The sequence below is a fragment of the Pseudomonas sp. NFPP12 genome, from assembly GCF_900103205.1.
Taxonomy (GTDB): Bacteria; Pseudomonadota; Gammaproteobacteria; order Pseudomonadales; family Pseudomonadaceae; genus Aquipseudomonas; species Aquipseudomonas protegens.
In genome coordinates this window covers 1-17598 of sequence record NZ_FMWW01000009.1, presented here as the reverse complement: position 1 = coordinate 17598, position 17598 = coordinate 1, and the positions used below count along the sequence as shown (strand labels likewise).

Below are 17598 nucleotides of genomic sequence, written 5' to 3'. Positions count from 1 at the left end.
ATGACTAACCTAAAAGAAAATACTCCATCCGTTGCCCAGCAAAACAGTGAAGACACGTTCAAAGATAAACAACAAGAAACCCTATTGAAACCTGAAGTACTGATGAGCTGGACCACCAAAGCCACCCCGTTCCCACCGAAAGAGATCATGAAAACGCAATTTGGTCTTTTATTAGGTCCTATAATGCTAACTGCCTTAGGAGCCGCGATAATGTGGGATCGCTTACCTGGAGCATTTTTTGAGTTGATTCGCAATTGCAGCTTTGCTTATGGATTGTATATCTATTTCATTATATTCCCCCTCAGACAGAAGACCCGATTCAACTACTCTATAACCCGTGACAATGGGCATATAAAGTATTGCGTGGACTATTCAACTGCATCGAAGATTTTTTTCAAAGGCATTGCCATCGCCGCATTTATTTTCTTCATTGGCGTTGCTATTTACACCCAATCTCTGCTTTTTTTAATTGGCCCCGGCGCTATTGCGCTTGGCGCAGCCAAATTTCTCCTGGGATGGGAAAACGAAATAAAACAAGTAGAAAGCCTTCCTTGGAGCGAATACAACGTGGTCACTGTAGATCACAAGCGATTGGTTATCGCCACCCAGCACACACATGAAACACTCGGCTTTGAAGTGCGACTTCCAAACAAAGAGCTATTCGAACAATATCTGGCGTTACTTCACCGCTTGTTGCCTATAACAGCAGAATTTATTGAGGCGCACTGGGAGTATTGATTGAAAATTTTTTATGCCAGAGAACAGCGCTCATAAGATATTTGAAAGGACGCAATGCTACTGGTTATCAAGGACGAATAAAAATGACTAGCCTAAAAGAAAACACTTCCCCCCTTGCTCAACAGTCCGGTGAAGACACGCCCCAAGATAAACAGCAAGATATCTCACTAAAGCCCGAGATACTGATGAGCTGGACCACCAAAGCCATCCCGTTTTCTCCGAAAGAAATCATGAAGACGCAGCTCGGTCTTTTGCTGATGGCAACACTCGCAAACGTTTTTATCACTTGGAGTATGTGGGGCAACTTGCCTGATCAAGTTTTTGACCTATTTGTCTTGTGCTTCGTAGGTTACGGCCTGATTTTTTACTTCATCATGCTTGGAGTCAGGCAGAAAACCCTGTTTAACTATTCTATAACCCGCGACAACGGATATATTGAGTATCATCCCTACTTCTCAAACGGCGCGAAGATTTTTTTCAAGGGCATAGCCATCGCCGCTTTTCTTCTCTTCATTGGCGCTGCTATATACACCCAATCCCTGCTTTTTTTAATTGGCCCCGGCGCTATTGCGCTTGGCGCAGCCAAGTTTATCCTGGGGTGGAAAAACGAAATAAAACAAGAACAGAGTCTTCCCTGGAACGAATATAACTTCGTCACTGTAGATCGCAAGCGCTTGATAATAGTCGCCCTTAAAAGCGAACTACCCTTTGGCTTTAAAGCTCGATTCCAAAACAAAGAACTATTTGAACAATATCTGGCGTTACTTCACCGCTTGCTGCCTGTAACAGCAGCGTTCACTGAAGCGCACTGGGAGTACTGAAGGAAGATCATTCATATCCACTGACACCAGCCCCATACTGCGGCTGTCGCGCCTGCAATCGAGCATCACCCTGTACAAGGCCCTGGGAGGCGGCTGGAGCCAATGACAAGGCGGGAGTGGCCGAGCGTGCAATCGCTTAGAATCCCCTCCCGCCCCACCGCGAACAGAGCCCATGCCCCTCGAAAAAGCGCCGCACGAGCCACTGGCAGGCCTGCTGACCCTACTGCGCAAGGTCTACCCCAACGGGCTCGACAGCCGCGACTACAACCATCTTCTGGTGCTGCTGTACCCGCACTGGTGCGACCGCAATCTGGCACAGCTGATGGCTCAGCTCACCCACAGGGACGCAGACCTCATTCTCAACGACCTCTACGCCGCCGTGACCGGCCAGCCGCCGCCCGCCGCAGAGCTGCAGGCGCTGCAGGACTTACTGGAGCAACACGGCGCCTGGTCCATCCTGACGGACGACTGACTGCACAAGGAGCAAAAAATGAACGTCGAGGACTTCAAGCAACTGCTGGACGAACGCAAGCGCAGCCATCCGATCTGGTTCGAACTGCCGTCGGACCGCCCTGCCAGCCAAGCCCAGATCCTGGAGGCGCAGCAGGCCTTGGGGCTGCAACTGCCGGCCGACTACGCCTGGTTCCTCAAGGAGTGCGGTGGCGGCTACTTTGCCCTGAGCACGCTCTACTCGCTGGACAGCGGCAGTGATTTCCATCTGGTCGAGATCAACCGGGCGCACCCGACCATCGCCAAGGCTCACCTGCTGTTTTCAGAAAACGGCTGCGGTGACTTCTACGGGTTCAGGATCGAGAACCGGCACTGTCTGGCGCCGGTCGAGTTCTTCGACCACAGCACCGGGCAATGGCAGGCCAGCCGATACCGCGGGCTTTTCAACTTCCTCGCCGAAGTGGCCCTGAGCAACTGAATCCCGCGCCTCAGAGCTTCAAGTGCTGGGCATACCAGGGCCGGCGCGGCGCCCGCTTGAGCAGGTCCGGCACCTCTTCGTCGCGGCTCAGGGCGATGCGCAAGGCCAGTTTCATGACCTCCTGATCCATCTCCAGGGACATTTCCCCCGGGGCATTGCCCAGGGGGCCGCAGCCATGGGTCGAGGCCCCCAGCCACGGATCGTCGATCTCGACCCAGCGCCCGGGGGCGAACCAGGGCACGCCATTGACCTCACGGCGCAACACTTCGCCGGGGTGGTAGCGCTCGTGGGCCCGGAACCAGTCGTCGATCCGGTCATCGATCCAGCCATGGAATTTCCAGAACATGGGGTGCACGTGAGACGAGAAGGGATCGCCGAGAAAGTCGTTCTGCGGCTGGTACCAGCGCCCGGCGAAGTCCGAGGACAGGCGCGCTTCCATCACCGGCATGCCGTTGGAAGGATCGCGGGCGACATCCGCCCAGCGCATGTGCAGCCAGTCGTGCAGGCCCAGCTCGACCTCGGACCCGAACTGGCCCAGGGTCAGGCGGCGGAGGTACTCGGGGTCCTGGTACTGCGACTCCCAGACCTGGAAATTGCCATAGAACGCCGCATCGCTTTTCAGCCCGTGCAGCCATTGGGTGAACTCTTCATCGTCGTCGGCCACCCAGGCCGGCGGCACCGAGCAGCCGTCACGGTTTTCGTAATAGCGGATAAAGGCCTGCCGATCCTGCTCAAGGCGGGCACAGGGCTGCGGCAACTGCTGCCAGGACACCAGGTCCGGCTGCAACGAGCGGGCGTGCAGGAGCATGTGCCGGTGCATGAACAGAAAATCGATGCCCGAGGCATTGCGGTGCTTGCGCCGCCCACGGGCGTCACGTTCATGCTTGACCGGGCCCGGCTGCCAGCCGAGCCCCCGCAGGCTGTTGCGCTTGTCCTTGGGCAGGGTGTGCCAACGGTCCCGCGAAGCGTGCCAGAGCTGATGGAACAGGCGGTGCTGCGGCGATACCAGCCACGCCAGCAAGGCGGGGCTCAGCCCGCTCTGGTCCCGGGCGGCAGGAAAGACTCGCTTGCGCGCCACAAAACGCGCCGCGGATACCGGCGCCAGTGGCGACGCCTGCAGCGACTGCAGGCTGCCACTGAGGGTGCCGCTGCCGGCATTGCCCCAACTGGCCCAGACCTCATCGAGCACCACCTGGCATTCATGGCTGGGGGCACCGGCGATGCGGCCACCGGCAAACAAGCGCCAGCGCAACCTGGCGGCGTCCACCGACGCCAGGTCGCCCTGCACCATGAACTCCACCGGGCCGTCGCCTCGCAGGCTCTGCGCACGCCCCAGGAGGCCACGCAAGCCGCGCCCGGTGGGGCCGGCATCCAGTAACAACTCACAACCTTTACGAGGCAGGGATTGCGGTCCGTTGGCGTCGAGAAACTCGATATCCCAGATGCCCCGCAGGTGATCGGCAAGGCGCACGCCAGGGTCCAGGGCCACCTCCAGCTTGGCTTCCCCGGGGGTGATCTCCTGCTCTTCCTTGCGGCGTACATCCTGACGCAGCAACTCCTTCTGGGTGTAGAACGCCACAGGGATAGCCGCTCCCGTCACCGCCAGACCGGTCAAAAATCCTCTTCTCGAAAACCTCATCGCTCTACCTTTATCCAGTGGCGCGTCACGCATCTAGCTAGAACGTTGGATTTGCAGGGAAATTTACCGGCCAGCGATTGCCGCGACGCTAAATTTGCTCTCGGCCAGCTCGTTTATCGCGGATAGATGTGCACAAAAGGTCGGACCCGGCAGCACTGAACCCCAGGGCCCGACCCCGTCATCAGCCCGCCTGCGACTGGGATAGCAATGATCAAAATATCTGGTAAGAAAACCCTCTATCTGAGCCTGCTGATACTCATCGTCGCCGCCCTCGGTGTCGGTGCCGGCGCGGCCTGGCACTACTACTGGAAAGACCGGGTGTCCTACCCCAGCGAGATCGTCAAGCACGCCAACGACCTGCAAGAGCGCATCATTTCCTTCGACAGCCACATCACCGTGCCCCTGGATTTCGGCACCGAAGGCAGCGAAGCGGACAAGGACACCTCTCGCCAGTTCGACCTGGTCAAGGCCGGTCGCGGCCGCATGTCCGGCGCCGCCCTGAGCATCCTGGCCTGGCCGGAGATGTGGAACGGCCCCAACGCGCCGCACCGCCCCACCGCCGGCTTCGTCGAGGAAGCCCGCCACCAGCGCGAGACCCGCTACCGGATCATCCAGGGCATGGTGCGTGACTTCCCCAACCAGGCCGCCATCGCCTACACCCCCGCCGACCTGCGCCGCATTGCCTCCGAAGGCAAGGTGGCGGTGGTGATCAGCCTGCTCAATGCCTACGCCATGGGCGACGACCTGGACCAGCTGGACCAGTGGGCCGCACGGGGCATGCGCCTGTTCGGCTTCAGCTATGTGGGTAACAACGACTGGGCCGACTCGTCGCGCCCGCTGCCCTTCTTCAATGACACCCGGGACGCCCTCGGCGGCCTCTCGCCCGTCGGCAAGCAGGCGGTGCAGCGGCTCAATGACCTGGGGGTGGTGATCGACGTCTCGCAGATGTCGAGCAAGGCCCTGGACGACGTTGCGAGCCTGACCCGGGCACCGGTGGTGGCTTCCCACTCCGCCCCCAGGGCGCTGGTGGATATCCCGCGCAACCTCAGCGACCAGGAAATGCAACAGATCAAGGCCACCGGCGGGGTGATCCAGGTCGTGGGCTTCTCCACCTACCTGCGCCCCCTCAGCCAGCCGACCCTGGACAAGCTCAATGCCTTGCGCAAGCGCTTCGACCTCGGGCCACTGCAAGGCCTGGAGAACGCACTGATGCCCGGCGACGCCGTGATCACCATCTGGCCGGAACAGCGCTTTGGCGAATACGCCAGCTCCCTGTACGGCATCCTCGATGAGGAACCCAAGGCCAGCCTCAAGGACTATGTCGACGCCATCGATTACACGGTGAAGAAAGTCGGCATCGACCACGTCGGCATCAGCTCGGACTTCAACGAGGGCGGTGGCGTCAATGGCTGGATGAGCGTGGCGGACAACCGCAACGTCACCGCCGAGCTGATCCAGCGTGGCTACAGCGATATCGAGATCGCCAAGCTCTGGGGCGAGAACTATCTGCGCGTCTGGGAACAGGTGCAGAAACTGGCCAAGCCTGCAAAACCCGCCCCTCAACCCGCCATCGCCGGCTAACCCATGACCACGAGCCTTCCTGTGACCAACCGTCGGACATTCCTCAAACAAGCAGGCCTGTTGGCCGCCGCCCTGCCCCTGGGCAACCTCGCCATCAGCCAGGCCCGGGCCGACAGTGCCACCGCCAGTGCTTCGCAGTGGATCCAATTGCGCCAGTTGTTCGACCTCGACCCGGACTACGTGCACCTGGCCAATTTCCTCATCACCTCGCACCCGAGGCCGGTGCGCGAGGCCATCGAAAAATACCGCGCAGTGCTCGACCGCAACCCGGCCATGGCCATGGACTACGACACCCAGTACACCTGGAAGCGCGAGGCCCAGGTGCGCGAAAGTGTCGGCCGCTACCTGCAGATCAAGCCCGGCCAGGTGGCCCTGACCGGCAGCACCACCGAAGGCCTGGCCCTGATGTATGGCGGCATCCACGTGCGCCCCGGACAGGAGATCCTGACCACGGTTCACGAGCACTATTCGACCCGCAACGCGCTGAAGTACCGCACCCAGCGCGACGGCACCCAGGTGCGCACCATCGAACTGTTCAAGTCGCCCCACCGGATGTCCACCGACGAAGTGCTGGGCAACATCGACCGCAGCATCCGCGCCAACACCCGCGTACTGGGCATGACCTGGGTGCAGTCGGGCAGCGGCGTGAAACTGCCGATCGGCGAGATCGGCAAGCTGGTGGACCAGCACAACCGCAATCGCGATGAACACGAGCGGATTCTCTACTGCGTCGATGGTGTGCACGGGCTGGGGGTGGAGGACATCACCTTTGCCGACCTGAACTGCGACTTCTTCGTCGCCGGCACCCACAAATGGATGTTCGGCCCGCGGGGCACCGGGATCTTCTGCTCGCGCTCGGAACAACTCGAACACCTGACGCCGATGGTGGCGACCTTCTCCGAAAACCAGAACTTCGCCACCACCATGACCCCCGGCGGCTACCACAGCTTCGAGCACCGCTGGGCCGTGGACCAGGCCTTCGACCTGCACATGCAGCTGGGCAAGGCCAACATCCAGTCGCGCATCCATGAACTCAACAGCTACCTCAAGCAGCGCCTGCAGGAGCACCCGGGCATCGAGCTGGTAACACCCCTGAGCCCGGAGCACTCCGCCGGCTTCACCTTCTTCCGCGGCCAGAACCTGGACACCGACGCCACCGCCGCCTGGCTGATCGAGAACCGCATCCTGGTGGACGCGGTGGACCGCGATGCCGGGCCGGTAGTGCGCATGGCCCCCGGCCTGCTCAACAGCGAGGCGGATATCGACCGGACCATGGACCTGCTGGGCAAGCGCCTGCGCAGCAGCAAGACCGCCTGAGCCGTTGCCACGCCCCCTGAACTCACATTGCACAAGGCTATTGACTGATGAAACCCATCGCCTATTCCTCCTTGGCCGCCCTGGCCGGTTGCCTGATCAGCCTCAACGCACACGCGGTAGAACCGCCCAAGCCCGGCAGCGTGTTCAAGGACTGCAAGAACTGCCCGGAAATGGTGGTCCTGCCGGCCGGCAGCTTTGTCATGGGCACCCCGGAAGACGAAGTGGGCCGCGAGCCCGATGAAGGCCCGCAGCACACCGTGACCTTCAAGAATGCCTTCGCCATGAGCCGCTTCCATGTCACTGCCGCCGAGCTTGATGCCTACATCCGCGAAACCGGCACCGTGATCAAGGACGGCGACGACCGCCCCGGCCGCCTGTGCCAGGCCAGCAAGCCACGCTATGAACAGGGGCCGCGCCAGCCGGCGGTCTGCGTCGACTACGCCGACGTGCAGGCCTATACCCAGTGGCTGTCGAAGAAAACCGGCAAGCACTACCGGATGGTCAGCGAGGCGGAACGCGAATACGCCGCACGCGCCGGCAGCACCGGTTCCTTCCCCTTCCCTTTCGATGAAGAAGGCCAGTACCAGATCACCAAGCACGCCAACACCTACGGCCCCAAGGACGGCTTCAGCTTCACCGCCCCGGTGGGCAGCTATCCGCCCAATGCCTTCGGCATGTATGACATGCACGGCAATACCTATGAATGGGTCGCCGACTGCTGGCACCCCGACTACGTGGGCGCACCTGCCGATGGCCGGGCCTGGATGGAAGAGTCGGAAGGGGTGTGCCTGGATGCCCAGATTCGCGGCAACGACTGGGGCGAGGCACCGGTATTCTCGCGTTCGGGCAACCGCAACAGCCGCAAGCGCGAAGTGCGCGGGGACTGGCTGAGCTTCCGGGTCGTGCGTGAGCTGGAACAGCCCGGCGCCAGCCACAAGTAGACACCCCGATGAACAGCGGCCCGGGGCAACAACCGCACCGGGCCACTGGCAGTATCAGGCGACGTCCCGGGCCTTGCCGGCCTGAGCCTGGCGAAGGTTCTCCAGCATCAGCCACAGGCCCTGGCGCAAGGCCGGGAACAGGCTGTTGTTGAAGTTGTTCCAGCGCAGTTCGAGGATGGTGTCCTCGGGGCCGATTTCGGTGTTGAGCACGTCATGCAGCACCTCGCCGGAGTCGATACCGTTGTCCACGTAGTGGAACGAGGCACCGGTCAGGTATAGCGGCGCGGTCGGCTCGGTTTCCTTCGTCGCCCAATCCACTACTTTCTGCCCACGGGCGCCGTACAGGGCATTCCAGGTGGCATAGGCCCCGCGACGCTCATAGGGCGATTCGATGCGGGTGATGCCCGGGTGGATGTTCATGATCCGCCGGGCGAAAGGCGCTCCCGGGCGCACCAGTTCATCGAGGATCACCAGCAGGCCGTCGAGCACCACGATATCGGCTTTGAGCTCCACCAGGGTGTCGTGCAGGCGGCGTTCGAAATCCTGCTTGCCGGCGATGTGTTCGGCACTGCCGCGGGGATGGCGGCGATAGGTGGACGGCACGCTCAGCAGCAAGTCGTTGACCCGCTTGCCCTGCACTTCCAGGTCCGCCGGGTACAGCCACTGGCGGCCCGGCTGGTAGGCAAAGCCGTAGTCACTGACCAACTGCTGGTCCCGTGGCGACTGCTCGTCATCGTCGTAGACCACGCCCACCAGTTCGTAGGCCTCGCCCAGGGGCGTCTGGTTCAGCGTCTGGACCAGAAATTCCAGCACCGATTTCATGTAGCGCTCGTGGTCCTTGTAAGCCACCGGCTGCCCGGCCTTGTCGGCGGCGGCATTTCGCAGGGACCAGACATACACCAGATTCTTCTTTGTCATTTGCTCGCTCTCGCTCAATGGTTCAGGCACTGCGTCGATACACGTGCGCCCACAGAACAAGAACGAACCACAGGCAGGGCAATTTATCCGCAGTGCCCGCCGGGCTGGCATGCCGAGCTAAATACTGGCGTCGGCGCTTCGTTTGTCAGGGGTAAGGGTCTGCGTGCTACGACCCTCTATCCACTCTCTGGGAAGTACTTATGACCGACCCCAAGCGCGGCGCCTTCAACGGTCTGCTCGCATTGCTCAGGCCCTTTCGCACCATCGTGGTGATCTCCGTTGCCCTGGGCATGGCCGGCGGCCTGGCCATCACCCTGTTGCTGGCCACCATCAACAACGCCCTGCACTCGGCGACTGGTATGACCCAGGGCGTGGTCCTGACCTTCGCCGCCCTGTGCCTGCTGGCCCTGGTCAGTTCCATCGTCTCGGACATCGGCACCAACTATGTGGGACAACGGATCATTGCCGCCCTGCGCAAGGACCTGGGTGAAAAAGTACTCTCGGCGCCCATCACCCAGATCGAACGCTATCGCTCCCACCGCCTGATCCCGGTACTGACCCACGACGTCGACACCATCAGCGACTTCTCTTTCGCCTTCACTCCCCTGGCCATCGCCACCACCGTCACCCTGGGCTGCCTGGGCTACCTGGCGTACCTCTCGGTGCCGATGTTCCTGATGATGGTGGTGGCCATCATCATCGGCACCAGTGTGCAACTGGTGGCCGGCGGCAAGGGCATCCAGGGCTTCGATGAGGCTCGCGACCATGAGGACGAGCTGCAGCGCTACTACAACGCGATTGCCTCCGGCGCCAAGGAGCTGCGCATTCACCGGCCCCGGCGCTTTCGCATGAATACCCAGCGCATCCAGAAAACCGCGGATCGCATCAGCGATATCCAGGTGCGCTCGGTAAACATCTACATCCTGGCCAAGAGCTTCGGCTCGATGCTGTTCTTCGTGGTCATCGGCCTGGCCCTGGCCATGCAGGCCTACTACCCGAACCCGGATCCTGCGGTGATCACCGGTTTCGTGCTGGTGCTGCTGTACATGAAGGGCCCGCTGGAACACGTGGTCGGCTACCTGCCCATCGTCGGCAAGGCCAAGATCGCCTTCGCCCGGATCAGCGAACTATCCGAACGCTTCTCCTCTCCCGAGCCGCACCTGCTGATGGACGACAGCGAAGCGCCGCAAGCGGTGGTGCACAGCCTGGAACTGCGCGAGGTGCGCTACAGCCCGCCGCCGGTGGAAGGCAGCGAACCGTTCCACCTGGGCCCGATCAACCTGAACATCAAGCAGGGCGACATCGTCTTCATCGTCGGCGAGAACGGCTGCGGCAAGACCACCCTGATCAAGCTGTTGCTGGGCCTGTACCAGCCCCAGTCCGGGGAGATCCGTCTCAATGGCGAAGCGGTGACCGACCGGGCCCGGGATGACTACCGGCAGCTGTTCACCACGGTATTTGCCGACTACTACCTGTTCGACGACCTGGTCCAGGGCAATGCCGGCAAGTCGCTGGACGTCGCCACCCAGTACCTGAACCGCCTGGAAATCGCCCACAAGGTCAGCGTCAAGGATGGCGCCTTCACCACCACCGACCTGTCCACCGGCCAACGCAAGCGCCTGGCCCTGGTCAATGCCTGGCTGGAAGAGCGCCCGGTGCTGGTGTTCGACGAATGGGCCGCCGACCAGGACCCGGCCTTCCGGCGGATTTTCTACACCGAGCTGCTGCCCGATCTCAAGCGCCTGGGCAAGACCATCATCGTGATCAGCCACGACGATCGCTACTTCGACATTGCCGACCAGTTGGTGCGCATGAAGGCCGGACGAGTCCTGACTGAACTGCAACCGGCGTGATTGTTTCCGGTTTATGGCAGCTGATGCGTCATACAGACAGAACTGAGAATTAATACCATTAACAGTCACTACATCTGCCGGATCTATAAGAGCATATGAGCATGCCCGCACAACACCGACTGACCCCTTTGACGAAAGCGCTGCTTCGCCAGGCCTTCTCGCCAAAACTGGCTTCCCGCACCCTGGGCCTGGCCCTGACCCTGCCACTGATGGCTCAGGTCCAGGCCCAGGAAATCCATTTCAACATCGTCTCGCAGTCCATGTCTGCGGCCCTGCAGGAGTTCGGGCGCCAGGCCAATATGCAGGTGCTCTACAACCCTGACGATGTGCAAGGCAAGCGCAGCAACGCCCTCAGCGGCAGCTATTCGCCGGAGCGGGCCATCGCGGCCATGCTCAATGGCACGGGGGTGGCCTACACCCTCAAGGACAACTCGGTCACTATCCGCAACCATGGTGGCAACGGCTCGCTGGAACTGGGGACCAGCACCATCAGCGGCCAGGGCCTGGGCACCACCACCGAGGACACAGGTTCCTACACCACCGGGGCCATGCAGACCGCCAGCAAGCTGTCGCTGACGGCCCGGGAAACCCCGCAGTCGGTCACGGTCATCACCCGCCAACGCATGGATGACCAGAACATGAGGTCCCTGGAGGATGTGCTCAAGGCCACCCCCGGCATTTCCATCACCAAGGACGGTCCGCAGCGGCCGACCTTCTACTCCCGTGGTTTTGCCGTCGAAAACCTGATGACCGACGGCTTGCCCAACGATTTGACCCACTACCTGAGCCGGGACATGAACTCCTCGGCTGACATGGCTATCTTCGACCATGTGGAAGTGGTGCGTGGCGCCACCGGGATGATGCAGGGCGCAGGTAACCCGTCGGCAGCGATCAACATGGTGCGCAAGCGCCCCACCGCCACACCGCGGGTCACCGTCACCGGCAGCGCCGGCAGCTGGGACGACTACCGCACCGAGATCGACGCCTCCAACGCCCTCAACGAAAGCGGCACCCTGCGCGGCCGGGTGGTCGCCGCCTATCAGAGCAAGGGCAGCTTCCAGGACTTCGTCAGCAGTGAACGCAACGTGTTCTACGGCATCACCGAGGCCGACCTGAACGAAGACACCACCTTCACTTTTGGCGTCTCCAACCAGAGCGGCAGAAACAACACTTCCTGGGGTGGCCTGCCGGTTGCAGCCGACGGCAGCGACCTGCACCTCAAGCGCTCGACCTACCTGGGCAGCAAGTGGGAGTACTGGGATCAGAACAACACCACGGCGTTCAGCCGCCTGGAGTATCGCTTCGCCGACAGCTGGAAAATGCTCCTGTCCGCCAGCAAGAGCTGGTCGGACCTGAACATGCTCGGCTCCATTCCGGAACGCATGGGCGCCAACTACGATGAGTTCGGCCAGAACATCGGTCGCTACGACTACGAAGACCAGCAAAACAGCTACGACGGCTACGTCACCGGTCCCTTCTCCCTGTTCGGGCGTACCCATGAACTGGTGGTGGGCGCCAGCCGGCGCGACCTGACGTTCAAGGGCAAGGGCCTGCCCATCGACCTCGAGACCCACACCAACATCTACAAGCCCAGCGGCATTCCCAAGCCGGACATGAGTGCCAACCCCTGGACACAACGCCGTACCAGCCAGCTGGAAGGCACCTACGTCACCACCCGTCTGAGCATCACCGATGACCTGAAGCTGATCCTGGGCGGCCGCCTGGACTGGTACGACTATGACGTAACCACCACCTGGAACGGCAAGGCCTCCGCCTCCAGCCTGCCGAACAAAGTGACACGGCACCTGACCCGCTATGCCGGGGCCATCTATGACCTGGACCAGAACCACTCGGTCTATGTCAGCTACACCGATATCTTCAAGCCGCAGACCGAACTCGACGCCTCCAACGGCGCGCTCAAGCCGATCGAAGGCAAGAACTACGAACTGGGCATCAAGGGCGAGTACTTCGACGGCAAACTCAATGCCAGTGCGGCGATCTTCCGCATCGACCAGGAAAACCGTGCCAAGGCCCTCCACCCCGACCTGTGCAGCCCCGGCACCGCCTGCTACGAAGCCGCGGGCCAGGTGCGCAGCGAAGGTATCGAGCTGGAAATCAACGGCACCCTGGCCCCGGGCTGGGAACTGGGGGCGGGCTACACCTATGCCTCGGTCAAGTACACCAAGGACTCCAACGAAGCCAACGTCGGCCGCCTGTTCGACACCGACATCCCGCGCAGCGTGTTCAAGGCCTTCACCACCTACCAACTGCCCGGCGACCTGAACCGCTGGACCATCGGTGGCGGGATCTATGGCCAGAACACCATCTACAACAAGGGCACCAACGACTACCTGAGCACCTTCGACTACCGCATCGAACAGAAGTCCTACGCCCTGGTGGACCTGATGACCAGCTACAAGGCCTCGGAAAATGTGAACATTCGCCTCAACGTCAACAACCTCTTCGACAAGCGCTACTACCAGAGCATCGGCACCAACACCGACTACGGCACCAGCCTCTACGGCGACCCGCGCAACGCCATGGTCACGGTCAGCTGGTCTCTGTGAATCACGTCCTCCCCCTGTAGGAGCCGGCTTGCCGGCGAAGGCGCCCTTAAGACTCGCGCACCTTCGCTGGCAAGCCAGATCCTGCAACGCGATGAATTCCCCTCCCCTCCCACACACGCCCCCGTAGGAGCCGGCTTGCCGGCGAAGGCGCCCGCAAGTCATGCAGCGCCCCGGGTGACGTCTTCGCTGGCAAGCCAGCTCCTACAACAGTCGGATGCACGGTGCAGATCCCCGCAGGAGCCGGCTTGCCGACGAAGGCGCCCGCAAGTCATGCAGCGCCCCGGGTGACGTCTTCGCTGGCAAGCCAGCTCCTACAGCAGTCAGATACACGGTGCAGATCCCCGTAGGAACCGGCTTGCCGGCGAAGAGGCCCGCAAGTCATGCAGCGCCCCGGGTGACGCCTACGCTGGCAAGCCAGCTCCTACAGCAGTCAGATGCACGGTGCAGATCCCCGTAGGAACCGGCTTGCCGGCGAAGGCGCCCTTAAGACCTGCGCACGTTCGCTGGCAAGCCAGCTCCTACAGAGCGAGGGCGAGCCGTTGATTTGCTTATGACGAAAACGACAAAGGCCTGGACCGTTGCCGGTCCAGGCCTTTGTCGGTGTCTCAGTTCAAGCAGGTCAACAACTGCTCTGTGAAGCTCTCCAGCAAGGCTCGGCTGTCCACCATGGCTTCATGGCGGGCTTCGATATGATATGAAGCGGCTATCTCGCCACCCTGTACCTCGCGACCCATGGCCTGCTCCATGACCTGGATCCGCTCCCGGGCATAATCGCTGGACCACCATAGCCGCGGCGCAACCCGCAGGGGGCGATAGGCATAGGCCGCAGACAAGGCGCTCAAGTCATTGAACACCGCGCTGACCAGCGAGGCGTCGAACTCGGCCTTGAACAGCCCCACGACCCGATCCAGCTCGCCGGGAGCCAGGGGGATATTGCCAGCCACCCAGCCATGGATGCTCTGCCAGTCGAGCTCGGCTTCACGCCTCAAGCGGCTCTCGATCATCCCTGCACTGCCCGGGAACTGCTGGCAGAGTTTGTCGATGATCGCCTGCCACTCGGACTCGGCTGTCACGGTGACCGGCTCCTCCTGCCTTTGAACCAGGTCATCCCCGGCGCCCAGGGGCGGCGTCGGGTCGAGCAAACCGAGGAAACGCACCGTCTCTCCGGCCGCCTCCAGTTCGCTGGCCACGTCCATGGCAATGGACCCGCCCAGGGACCAACCTGCCAGGTAGTAAGGACCTGTCGGCTGCACCTGGCGGATGCTGGCGACATAGCGCTCGATCATGGCCTGCCATGAAACCTCGCTCCAGTCGGTTTGCAGGTAGGCCTGGTGCAGCACGCCATACACCGCGCAACGGTCGCGCAACTGCGCCGCCAACGGCAGGTAGCCATACACGCTGCCCCCCGCCGGGTGGAAGCAGAACAGCGGCTGGCCGGAGCCGCCCAGGGCGATGACATTCTGTGCACTGTCGGGCTGACCGGCTGCGATCACACCAGCCAGTTGCCCCACGGTCGGCGCCGTGAACAGCGCATTGATGCTCAGTTGCACAGCCAGTGCCTGGTTGATGGCGCCGATCAGGCGCAAGGCATCCAGGGAGTGCCCACCCAACTCGAAGAAGTTGTCGTCCAGGCCCACCTGATCGACGCCCAGCACCTGGCTCCAGAGGGCGGCGACCTGCTGTTCCAGCTCGCTCTGTGGAGCGATGTAGGCCTGCTGCAACAGGCTGGCCTCGGCCTTGGGCAGGGCCTTGCGGTCCAGCTTGCCATTGGGGCTCAACGGCAGCGCTTCGAGGAACAGCAGGTGCGCCGGCAGCATGTAGTCCGGCAGCACCTCCTTGAGGGCCGCTTTCAATTGCTCGCGCAGTTGCGCCTGGGCCTGCGGCGTATCGGCCGCCACCTGCGCGGCTGGCACTACATAAGCCACCAGTTGTGGCCCGCTCGCGCCGTCCTGGGCCAGTACAAGCGCCTCGCGTACTGGCGTCAGCTCCAGCAGCCGCGCTTCGATCTCGCCCATTTCGATACGGAAACCGCGGATCTTCACCTGGTGGTCGATGCGCCCGGCGTATTCGATCACGCCTTCGGCGTCATAGCGGGCCAGATCGCCGGAGCGATACAGGCGCTCACCATCGCTGCTGAACGGATCGGGAATGAAACGCTCGGCAGTCAGGCCTGGGCGGTCGTGGTAACCCCGGGCCAGCAGGTCGCCACCGATCATCAGCTCGCCAATCACACCGTTGAGCGGCAGGTTGCCGCTGCTGTCCAGCAGGTAGATGGAACGGCCCGGCAGGGCCTTGCCCAGTGGAATCACCGCCGGCAGCGGCTCGGTCCCCTTCAGGTAGGCACCGCAGTCATGGGCCGTGGCACTCACGGTGGCCTCGGTGGGCCCGTAGGTGTTGAGCAGGCAGGCGTGTTTCAGGCCGGCCTGCTTCCAGGCGGCCACGCCTTCCGCCGGCATGGCCTCTCCCCCCAGGTTGAGCTGACGCAGGCGGCCAAAGTCCCGCGGCCCCTTGGCGGCGAAGTCCTTGCCCAGCATGAACCAGTAGGCGGTGCTCAAGTCGACGATGCTGATGCCTTGCTCGATCAGCTCGCGGTAGAAGGTTTCGCTGTCCCACAGCGCCTTGCCGCGGATCACCACCGAAGCACCACGGATCAGCGCCGGGTACAGCTGTTCGACAAAGGCATCGAAGTTGAAGGTGGAGAACTGCAAGCCACGGTCCGCAGCCGTCATGTTGAAATGGCTGGCGGTGGCCCGTGCGTGCTGGCTCAGGGCGTTGTGGGTAATACCTACGCCCTTGGGTCGGCCGGTGGAGCCGGAGGTGTACATCACATAGGCCAGGTTTTCCGCGCTGCTGCGCTCAGGCGGGTTGCCCTGCGCCATACCGGCCAACCAGACGGGAGCCTGGTCCAGGCACAGGTACGGCACCGCGAGGCCATCCTGCAAACGCTCCAGCAGCGGCGACTGGGTCAGCAGCAACTGGATGCCGCTGTCCTGCATCATGTAGTGCAGGCGCTCCTGGGGGTACTCGGGGTCCAGCGGCACGTAGGCGCCACCGGCCTTGAGCACCGCCAGCAGGCCGACAATCATGTCCAGCCCGCGCTCCACGGCAATGCCCACCCGCACATCCGGGCCTACACCCTGCTCGATCAGCTTATGGGCCAACTGGTTGGCCCGCTGGTTGAACTGGCCATAGCTCAGTTGCTCACCGGCGCACAGCAGCGCCACGGCATCCGGAGTGCGCGCGGCCTGGGCTTCGATCAACTGGTGGATATTCAGGCCCCGGCCCACTTGCCCGGCCGCCCGGCGGGACTCCTGTTCAACGGCCGTCCGTTGCCCGTCGCTGAGCAGGGAAAGATCCCCCAGGCACTGCCCGGGGTTGCCGATCATGGCCAGCAGCAGGTGCTGCAGGCCCTCGGCCAGTTGCCGGATCACCGCGGCACTGAAGTGCTGGCACGAATAGCTGTAGTCGAACGACAGGCGCTCAGCGACGAACACCGACAGGGTCAGCGGGTAGTTGGTCTGCTCATGATTGCCTACCGCGCCAAATTGCAGCTGTGCCGGCGAGCCTTTTTCCAGGGCTTCGGACACCGGGTAGTTCTCGAACACCAGGATATTGTCGAACAGCGCCTCGCCCCCCAGACCGGCCCAACGCTGCACGTCGTACAGCGGCGTGTGTTCGAAGTCACGCAGGGCCAGGTTGCGTTCCTGCACCGCCTGCAACCAGTCGCTGACCGACAACTGCGGACGTGGCGCGGCCACCACCGGCAAGGTGTTGATGAACAGCCCGATCTGCTGCTCCACCCCCTTGAGTTCCGCCGGCCGGCCGGACACCGTGGCGCCGAACACCACAGTGTCCTGCCCGGTGCAGCGTTGCAGCAGCAACAGCCAGGCGGCCTGCACCAGGGTGTTGACCGTGACCTTCTGCTGGCGGGCAAACTCGCCCAGGCTGCGGGTCTGGGCTTCGTCGAGGGTGCAGCCATGGCTACCATGGCCCTCCTCCAGCGGCGCTCGTGCACCGGCAACAATGGCCTGGGCCAGACGGGTCGGCTCATCCAGCCCCTGCAGTTGCTGTTTCCAGAAATGTTCACTGAGGGTGGCGTCCTGGCGTTGCAGCCAGGCGATGTAGTCGCGGTAGCGCCCGGTCAGGTGCTGCGGCAATTGACCGGCATAACGCTGCAGTACTTCACCGAGCAACTGCGAGTTGCTCCAGCCGTCCATCAGGATGTGGTGGTTGGTGTAGATCAGGTGGTAACGCTGCTCGCCAGTGCGCACCAGGGTCAGGCGCAGCAGGGGCGC

The 17598-nt window shown here is 62.3% G+C and carries 12 protein-coding genes; 9 read left to right on the top strand and 3 right to left on the bottom strand.

Going from position 1 to position 17598, the window contains the following annotated elements; all coding sequences use genetic code 11:
• From BLS75_RS30665 to BLS75_RS30650, 4 genes are all read left to right on the top strand, one after another.
• Window positions 1-738, top strand: coding sequence for a hypothetical protein (locus tag BLS75_RS30665; protein ID WP_083533745.1), 738 nt, complete (start codon window positions 1-3; stop codon window positions 736-738).
• A gap of 83 nt (window positions 739-821) precedes the next feature.
• Entirely contained in the window at window positions 822-1559 is a 738-nt protein-coding gene (locus BLS75_RS30660) for a hypothetical protein (RefSeq protein ID WP_083533744.1), read from the top strand.
• Window positions 1560-1731: 172 nt separating this feature from the next.
• A complete protein-coding gene (locus BLS75_RS30655) occupies window positions 1732-2031 on the top strand; it encodes a DUF3349 domain-containing protein (RefSeq protein ID WP_072452485.1) in 300 nt (99 codons plus the stop codon).
• An 18-nt stretch (window positions 2032-2049) separates the two neighbouring features.
• A complete protein-coding gene (locus BLS75_RS30650; protein ID WP_072452483.1) occupies window positions 2050-2487 on the top strand; it encodes an SMI1/KNR4 family protein in 438 nt (145 codons plus the stop codon).
• 10 nt (window positions 2488-2497) lie between these two features.
• On the opposite strand, the gene BLS75_RS30645 is transcribed toward BLS75_RS30650, so the two are convergent.
• Complete coding sequence (locus BLS75_RS30645) at window positions 2498-4126, bottom strand: pyoverdine maturation tyrosinase PvdP (protein ID WP_072452481.1); 1629 nt, start codon at window positions 4124-4126, stop codon at window positions 2498-2500.
• Between the two features lie 207 nt (window positions 4127-4333).
• On the opposite strand from BLS75_RS30645, the gene pvdM reads away from it, so the two are divergent.
• Genes pvdM through BLS75_RS30630 form a run of 3 tightly spaced genes read left to right on the top strand, consistent with a single transcriptional unit; the run spans window position 4334 to window position 7965 of the window.
• On the top strand, window positions 4334-5707 hold the full coding sequence (gene pvdM, locus BLS75_RS30640) for a pyoverdine-tailoring dipeptidase-like protein PvdM (protein WP_015636418.1): 1374 nt from the start codon (window positions 4334-4336) through the stop codon (window positions 5705-5707).
• Window positions 5708-5728: 21 nt separating this feature from the next.
• Window positions 5729-7024: a pyoverdine-tailoring periplasmic protein PvdN gene (locus tag BLS75_RS30635; RefSeq protein ID WP_072452479.1), complete on the top strand. Its 1296-nt coding sequence runs from the start codon at window positions 5729-5731 to the stop codon at window positions 7022-7024.
• A 47-nt stretch (window positions 7025-7071) separates the two neighbouring features.
• On the top strand, window positions 7072-7965 hold the full coding sequence (locus BLS75_RS30630) for a dihydropyoverdine dehydrogenase (protein WP_072452477.1): 894 nt from the start codon (window positions 7072-7074) through the stop codon (window positions 7963-7965).
• 54 nt (window positions 7966-8019) lie between these two features.
• Here BLS75_RS30630 and BLS75_RS30625 read toward each other — a convergent pair whose 3' ends face one another.
• On the bottom strand, window positions 8020-8883 hold the full coding sequence (locus tag BLS75_RS30625; RefSeq protein WP_011062371.1) for a formyltransferase family protein: 864 nt from the start codon (window positions 8881-8883) through the stop codon (window positions 8020-8022).
• Between the two features lie 200 nt (window positions 8884-9083).
• Here BLS75_RS30625 and BLS75_RS30620 point away from each other — a divergent pair, with 200 nt between their 5' ends.
• Together BLS75_RS30620 and BLS75_RS30615 are read left to right on the top strand one after the other, a co-directional pair.
• A complete protein-coding gene (locus BLS75_RS30620) occupies window positions 9084-10736 on the top strand; it encodes a cyclic peptide export ABC transporter (protein ID WP_072452475.1) in 1653 nt (550 codons plus the stop codon).
• A gap of 95 nt (window positions 10737-10831) precedes the next feature.
• Window positions 10832-13303, top strand: coding sequence for a TonB-dependent siderophore receptor (locus BLS75_RS30615; protein ID WP_072452473.1), 2472 nt, complete (start codon window positions 10832-10834; stop codon window positions 13301-13303).
• 605 nt (window positions 13304-13908) lie between these two features.
• Here the strand turns inward: BLS75_RS30615 and BLS75_RS30610 are convergent.
• On the bottom strand, window positions 13909-17598 hold a 3690-nt coding region (locus BLS75_RS30610), incomplete at its 5' end, for a non-ribosomal peptide synthetase (RefSeq protein ID WP_143031448.1).

Bases quoted from the DNA above. Each gene is read 5' to 3' on its own strand.
- BLS75_RS30655 (WP_072452485.1), top strand. From the start codon at position 1,732: ATGCCCCTCGAAAAAGCGCCGCACGAGCCACTGGCAGGCCTGCTGACC.
- BLS75_RS30625 (WP_011062371.1), bottom strand. From the start codon at position 8,883: ATGACAAAGAAGAATCTGGTGTATGTCTGGTCCCTGCGAAATGCCGCC.
- BLS75_RS30630 (WP_072452477.1), top strand. From the start codon at position 7,072: ATGAAACCCATCGCCTATTCCTCCTTGGCCGCCCTGGCCGGTTGCCTG.
- BLS75_RS30665 (WP_083533745.1), top strand. From the start codon at position 1: ATGACTAACCTAAAAGAAAATACTCCATCCGTTGCCCAGCAAAACAGT.
- BLS75_RS30615 (WP_072452473.1), top strand. From the start codon at position 10,832: ATGAGCATGCCCGCACAACACCGACTGACCCCTTTGACGAAAGCGCTG.
- pvdM (WP_015636418.1), top strand. From the start codon at position 4,334: ATGATCAAAATATCTGGTAAGAAAACCCTCTATCTGAGCCTGCTGATA.
- BLS75_RS30650 (WP_072452483.1), top strand. From the start codon at position 2,050: ATGAACGTCGAGGACTTCAAGCAACTGCTGGACGAACGCAAGCGCAGC.
- BLS75_RS30660 (WP_083533744.1), top strand. From the start codon at position 822: ATGACTAGCCTAAAAGAAAACACTTCCCCCCTTGCTCAACAGTCCGGT.
- BLS75_RS30645 (WP_072452481.1), bottom strand. From the start codon at position 4,126: ATGAGGTTTTCGAGAAGAGGATTTTTGACCGGTCTGGCGGTGACGGGA.
- BLS75_RS30620 (WP_072452475.1), top strand. From the start codon at position 9,084: ATGACCGACCCCAAGCGCGGCGCCTTCAACGGTCTGCTCGCATTGCTC.